Below are 6,794 nucleotides of genomic sequence, written 5' to 3' on the forward strand. Positions count from 1 at the left end.
TTGCTTATATTTTGTTATTTATTTCATTTTTATAATTTTTTTCTATTTTTTCCCATTGCCAATTAGCCAAGAATTTACTTGTGCACCACTAAAAGGCTTAAGGAGTATTTTATCATTACTATCTAATAAATATAATGTTGGTGTAGCAAAAATGAAATAATCAACTGCTGCTTGCGTCTTCCATCCTTTAAAATCGCAACTGGATATCCAGGCAAAATCACTTATAAAAGCATCATAAGCTTCTTTCTCACTATCTAGGGCTATAAACACTATTTCAAGATTGTAATTTTCTTTCCAATCTTTATATTGATTTTTTAGCTCTACGACTTCTTCTTTGCATTTATTACACCAACTACTGCCAAAAACAACTAACTTATAATCTGCTTTAATTGAAGACAGCGTTTTAATTTCTTTATTGTCAGAAACTAATTTTATTTCTGGTGCCTGATTGCCCACCGCCATTTTTCTGTATTGTTCGTAAAAACCAATACTTCTATCGTCAAGTGAACAAGAATTATCATTTAACATGTATAATGCAACATGTTCTGCACTTTTAAACAAACTTCGTTTTTCTAATACCTTAAATAAAAATATTGCAATCTCTTGTTTAAGCACATTATTTCCGTTCAGGCTTTTTAATAGTGCATCAGTAGCACTGTTACAATGCTCCGTAACTATTTCTGTATCTCCATAACTTTCCATTAACTGATAGTATCCTTCAATTAATTGTGTCAGCAATCCGGATTTTAATAATCTCTCATCCTTAAAATTAATAGTCTTAAATTGCTTTTCTGTATCCGGTATTCTTTCTGAATAACTACTAGCGGTAACAGGCATGTCAGCAACTAACTTTCTAATTTTTAGATAATATCCTGCGTAATTTGTTTCTGCTAATTTACTTAGCATAGAAGGCAGCATACTCTCTTTTACTTTTATTTCCTTTTCCAGCCATTTCAGTTCATTGCCTTGCTTTTTATATAAAGGTTTTAAATACTTTAATCCGGCTAAAATAGATTCTGATTCCTGATATAAAGTCATTCCTTTAAAAAATGTATCATTCTCTAATGAATTCTCAAAATGAAGCGTTTTATAATCTGCAAGATCTAACCAATTGATGACAAAATTTTCTTTATTAAGCAGTACAACTAATGTTATATCTTCCTGAACACTTTCACCTTTTACTTTTAATAATGCTCCACCCACATACTTCTTTGAATAGGAAAGTTCAAAATTCCCCAAATGATCACTTTTAGTTTTAGAGATAATGGTATCTTTTAAAACCTCAAAACCAATTAATTCTATTTGCTTATTCTTAACTTGCGGAAAATTACCTTTAACAGTATAATTCATTTGCGCATATCCAATAAAATTGCTTAACACTAAAAAAAAGAATAATTGTCTTATTGCGATCATCATCTTATTTATTTTTTAATAATTAAAATTAATTTTAAAAGCCATCTTAATCATCTAACAGATTTATTGAGAAATATTAGATAAAAATTACATCTGCAGGATGAATATTTAATACATTAATTTGCTTTACTATTTTCTTTTACAAAGAGAAGGAATATTTTGATTTAATGACATCTAAATAATATCAGAATAAGACATAATTTAGCTAAAGACAAAAGAACATATAGTTAAAAGGACAAGATTTTCACTAAAGTAAAGAGCACTTCATTATGTAAACACTAAAAAACAGATTGATTTGGCTGTCAATTATTAGTTGCTTGATACAATATTTAAATAAAATTTTAATTCCTTTCGCATTTCGCTTTTCACTTTATCCGGATCAAAAAGTAAAATATCTTTAATATTTTCAAGTTTAGACTTCATTTCATGATTTAATGTAGAAACTATTAAGGGAATTCCTCTTTTGTATATTCTTAACAGGTCCAGCACTTCTTTATCTGAATACACTACAAACAACATTATTGAATACTTTTCTATTTCATCATCAAATTGCTTAAAATTCGTATATACATCAAATGTATATTACTCTTTGAATTCATATTTTAAAAATCTTGAGAAACCTTTTTGACTGTCATATACAAGTGCTCTTTTCTTTGCCATAATTCCATTCTTCTCCGGAGTAAATCAAACTAATTGTGTTTTTTCACAAGTGCTATCTATTTCAGTTCATTAACTTTCTTTATTATTCTTAATCCAAGAACAAAAATTGAAGCAACAATCATAAAAATTATTAAATTCATATTTTTCATTTTTACTATTATTTTGATATTAATAAATTAATGCTTTTTGATAAAAAAATTGCAGAACTGGTTCTATTTACAGTATTTATCTAATAGATATTCAGATCCAACATAGTTTCTATTCTTAGCTTCATTTAGATAAAAGCATCCTCTCTCTTTATTTTGTAAAACAATGAAACAAACTCCTAAAACATATTCTGTCTTACCATCCTTCAAACTTGATTTTGATACAATTTTTGACAAATACGATTTTGCAGTTTCAAATTGATTTAGTTTAAAATATAAAATTCCTAAATTTTGAATTAGTATCTCGTTATTTGGATCTTGGTTTAAAGCTTTTTTGTAATAAAAAATCGCTTGATCAAATTGTAATTTAGCAGCAAATTCATCAGCTTTTTTTATATAAAGATCTCTTTCTAAATATATATAGCTATCTTTTTTTGCTGTTAAAATCGTATCCTTTGGAAATTCTTTAAGGCCTTTATCAACAAATGCAATTAAATTTTTACGGCTGTAATTTGATAGCTGGAGTGCATCTGCAGTATAAATCCAATAGTCAGCTTTCTTATGGTATTTAGTAAATAAGTCATGAATCTTCAACATTTCTAACGTGTCCTTTTTTTCATTTGCCATTTTAATTGAAGTGTGAAAAAAATCTATGTTTCTCGGTCTCTTATAAAATGCAATCTTGGCATGTTTGTATGCATTCTCAATATTTCCTTTATTAAATTCAATTTTATGTATGTACCAATCAGAAATCCCCATATAAGGATTTATTTTAAGCGCTTCTTTAAAATACTTTAAGGCTTCTTCCTCTTTTTTCTCATAATACAGTGCTACACCTGCATACTCCATAAATGGTTCTGCATAATTACTTATATTGGGAAAATTAGGTAAATTGGATATAATTTCTTTTGATTCCAATTTATATTCATTAGTTGGCAGCGTTTCATTTGCACGATATAAAATTTGATAAATTTTAAATTTATTTTCTAATTGGGAAGCTTTAAATTTAGAAAAGGCAAAAAAACTACATACCACTCCAAGAATCAGAAAAATCAATATACTTTTTGAACGATAACCAGTATTTTTATTCTCAACATTATTTGGAGTGTTCAATATTGTCAGTGCAACCAAAAAACAGAATCCTATCTGCATTGCTGGAATATATTGTGGAAAATTGAAGAAAGCATCAATAAAATAACTAACAGCTAACATCAGGCAAAGAATTGCAGTTATTTTTGGTTCTTTTTCTTTACCATATATGATTCGCTTTAAATTAATAAAAAGCATACTTAAAATAAGAGATAAATAAAGTAGTCCATTTATTACTCCGGTTTCTGCCGTAATTTCTAAAAAATCATTGTGTACATTACTCGAAATACCTGATCCGGCTATGATTATTTTTTCATATGGTAAACTTTCTAATTTCCAATTTCCTATACCAATTCCAAATAATGGTTTTTTAATACTTATCTCCATTGCATTATTCCAGAAATCGAGCCTTAATTGTGAAGAACTTTCTTCCGATACAATTTGGCTAATTCGGTTTTCAACTGACTTATATCGATCTGAATTACCAACTTTATCAAAAATAATATTCACAATAAAAATTGAAATAACAAACGGTATAATTATGTACAATAATTTAGCATAATCTTTTTTATTCTGAAAAAAAGTGTTCTTAAAACACAATATAACAATGATAAGTTGTGCAGATAAGCCTAAGAAAGCAGCTCTTGAGCTCGTCAGTAAAATAATAATTGTACTTAATAAAAAAGCTACTATTAAAACGGCTCTTTTCGTATTTGAGAAGTATAATAAACCCAAAAGAAGAAATGGAATTTTTATATTCAGACTTGCAGCTAGGATATTAATATTTCCCATGTTGCCTTTAAGTAGAGACAAATCAAGTGACTTCGTAAAATCAAACAGAACTATTAAGACTTGTGCCAGGACATTAATACCAAACAGAAAAAAAAGTATATAAATAACATTCAATCTATTATAGAGTAATATTGTAATATTAACTAACATTCCAAATACTATTAGTAGTTCACTAAAACTTACTAAAGCCTGAGAAATGTTACCTGCATTAAATATGGATATACCACAAAGAAAAAGAAACAGTACATACATTTTAAAAATACTACTCTTTCTAAATAAAATAAATGTATCTAAAGGAAAAATTAAAGGCCTATAATAAATATATAGGCCAATGATTATATTGATTAATGCTAAATACAAATACTGAAAACTAAAAGCTTCAATTGCATTAAAAGAGGGAAAAAAAATAACTATCAAATACCCAATTAAAAATGCAAGACGCAAAGTATCAGTTTTATCAAACTTTTCAATTTTATTCTCAGTTTTCATAATGATTTAATATTTATTTCATAAATACCTTTATATTAATTTAACAAACTTAAAAGTACAAAAAAACACTAATCACTACTAAAACGAATCTGAACTATGAGAAAAAAACTTTAAACGTTTAATTCAAATACAGATATCCGGATTTTTTGTGTGATTGGCTTTTTCCTCCAGCATCATAACTCATATTAATAATATAAAAATAAGTACCGGCAGGCAATAGTTTATTTGGTAATTTATTTGAGTACCCTCTAAAAAGCTTTCCGCTTTCACCATAACCACTTTCTTCGTAAACCATTACACCCCAGCGATTGAATATTTGTACGGAATTATGACTTATCGAGCATGCATTTAAACCTTCTACTCTAAAGTAATCGTTCATACCGTCACCATTTGGCGAAACAGCATTATATACTATTAACTTACAAGGTAGAAAAGCAAAAACTTTTGCAAGCGTAAATACACCATAACCGGATACACTTACTGGAGTTGAAACTGTTTTATTACTAACATCTACAACACCTCCTTCATCTACCCACATATTTTTTTCTGTACTCCAACGCACTATATGTAGATTTTCTTCTTCAGCATTAGCAATATCACCTGGAGTAGTTGAGGATTCATCCCAACTCAAAGTAAGCATTACATCCCCTTTACCTCCTTTTTTTTCTAAAGTCCAATATTCTCTATCATCGATAACATCAATTTCTTCAATTTTCTTGCTGTGAGGCCATGAAGGATTAGAATTTTTAGTAAAATAATTTGCTAAAAACACATTTGACGCATCTTTTGATCCCGTAATTTCTGAATGTCTGAAATGATCACCAGCACCAACAGGAAACGTAAAGGATGTACCTCCTTTTTTTGTAACCTCTCCGGTAGCGAAACTGGATGTATTTGTGTGAACATGATTTCCATTTTCTTCAAAAACAACCATTCCTCCGAAATCTTGATTATTAACAATACCTTGTGCAAAATCTGCTGTTCCTGATATATTTATTTCATTATGTAATTCAATTGCAGGTTGTGCAGCACTATTATTAAACATTATATTTTGAAATTCAGGAATTTCTGTCCCTGTAATTACTTGTTTCGAATTACCATCAAATCGAGTATTTCCGTCTTTTATTGTTGGACTGAAGGTTACCAAACCATCATTATTAAAATGACCTAACAATGACAATTCGCCATCATTCCAGAGTGTTCCATTACTTTTATTATCAAAATCTGAAACAATACTCATTGTTGTTTTTGGATTTATCGTTATAACACCAGTATTACTAACAACCTGAGCCTCTACAGCACACCAGCAGAATGGTAAAAAGAATAATATTTTATTTACATTCATATCTTTTTATTTTTTTATAGAAATAATTAGGTTATTGGCTTACAGAAAACTGAAAGATAAATTTATCATTCTTGCAAAGAAGATATTTTGTTCTCTCTAATAATTTTTCTACCAACAACCTAACATTCTAAATAAATTAGAGGCCGATTTCTATTTTAAATGTAATAAATACCGACCTCTAAAAATATTAATTAATGATATACCAGTTGGTTCCGTCTGATTGAATAACCCATCTTTGTAACCAAACACTACCAGTTATAGAAGCTTGTGTATCAATTGTACCTCCAGCAGTCGTTATAACTACATTATTAGTTGAATTATCAATTTTCTTGATAGCATATTTTTTCCCAAGTGAAGAACTTGCAGAAGGCAATGTGATTGTTACATTTCCTCCAGTTGCATTTACCAAAAGAGTTTCATCTGTTGCTAATGCAGTGTAATTACTTGTTTTAGTTGAAATCGCATTTACTATAGAAGACGTAGTTTTTAATACTCCTGTCGTTCCATCGACAACTAAAATTTTATCTGTGCTAATAGAACTTGTCGCTTGTAAACCACTTATTGCTAATGTATTTGCAGCTGAAGTAGTAACCGTTGTAGGATTTGCTAAAGTACCTCCTAAAGCAACATCTCCATTTGTAACTGTTAAGCCATTACTTGCTGAAATTAAAACATCAACAGTATTTGTACTCACAACACCATTCACACTAGAAACTAATTTTCCATCTATTGCTGTAATATTATTTGAATTAACAATATTAACTGATGGCGCAACAACCCCATTTACTGTAGTTACCAAAGCGTTTACTACTGATGAATTAGAAACTGTTGTGGCAGCTCCTAAAGCTGGTGTTAAGTCA

Annotated in this window: 3 protein-coding genes and 1 pseudogene; all 4 read right to left on the reverse strand. The window is 28.9% G+C overall.

All coding sequences use genetic code 11. From position 1 onward, the window contains the following. Positions 1-42 precede the first annotated feature (42 nt). A complete protein-coding gene (locus B0A66_RS14045) occupies positions 43-1,416 on the reverse strand; it encodes a TlpA family protein disulfide reductase (protein ID WP_089050484.1) in 1,374 nt (457 codons plus the stop codon). Between the two features lie 869 nt (positions 1,417-2,285). Then, the gene (locus B0A66_RS14055) at positions 2,286-4,589 is read right to left on the reverse strand and encodes an O-antigen ligase family protein (protein WP_089050486.1); all 2,304 of its coding nucleotides are present in this window, start codon (positions 4,587-4,589) and stop codon (positions 2,286-2,288) included. 118 nt (positions 4,590-4,707) lie between these two features. Further along, entirely contained in the window at positions 4,708-5,934 is a 1,227-nt protein-coding gene (locus B0A66_RS14060) for a gliding motility-associated C-terminal domain-containing protein (protein WP_089050487.1), read from the reverse strand. Positions 5,935-6,121: 187 nt separating this feature from the next. Beyond that, positions 6,122-6,794 (reverse strand): annotated as a pseudogene (locus B0A66_RS22885) (hypothetical protein); the annotation flags it as partial.

The organism is Flavobacterium hercynium, assembly GCF_002217285.1.
Taxonomy (GTDB): Bacteria; Bacteroidota; Bacteroidia; order Flavobacteriales; family Flavobacteriaceae; genus Flavobacterium; species Flavobacterium hercynium.

Excerpts from the sequence above, each read along its gene's own strand:
- B0A66_RS14060 (WP_089050487.1), bottom strand. The coding sequence starts at position 5,934 with ATGAATGTAAATAAAATATTATTCTTTTTACCATTCTGCTGGTGTGCT.
- B0A66_RS14045 (WP_089050484.1), bottom strand. The coding sequence starts at position 1,416 with ATGATGATCGCAATAAGACAATTATTCTTTTTTTTAGTGTTAAGCAAT.
- B0A66_RS14055 (WP_089050486.1), bottom strand. The coding sequence starts at position 4,589 with ATGAAAACTGAGAATAAAATTGAAAAGTTTGATAAAACTGATACTTTG.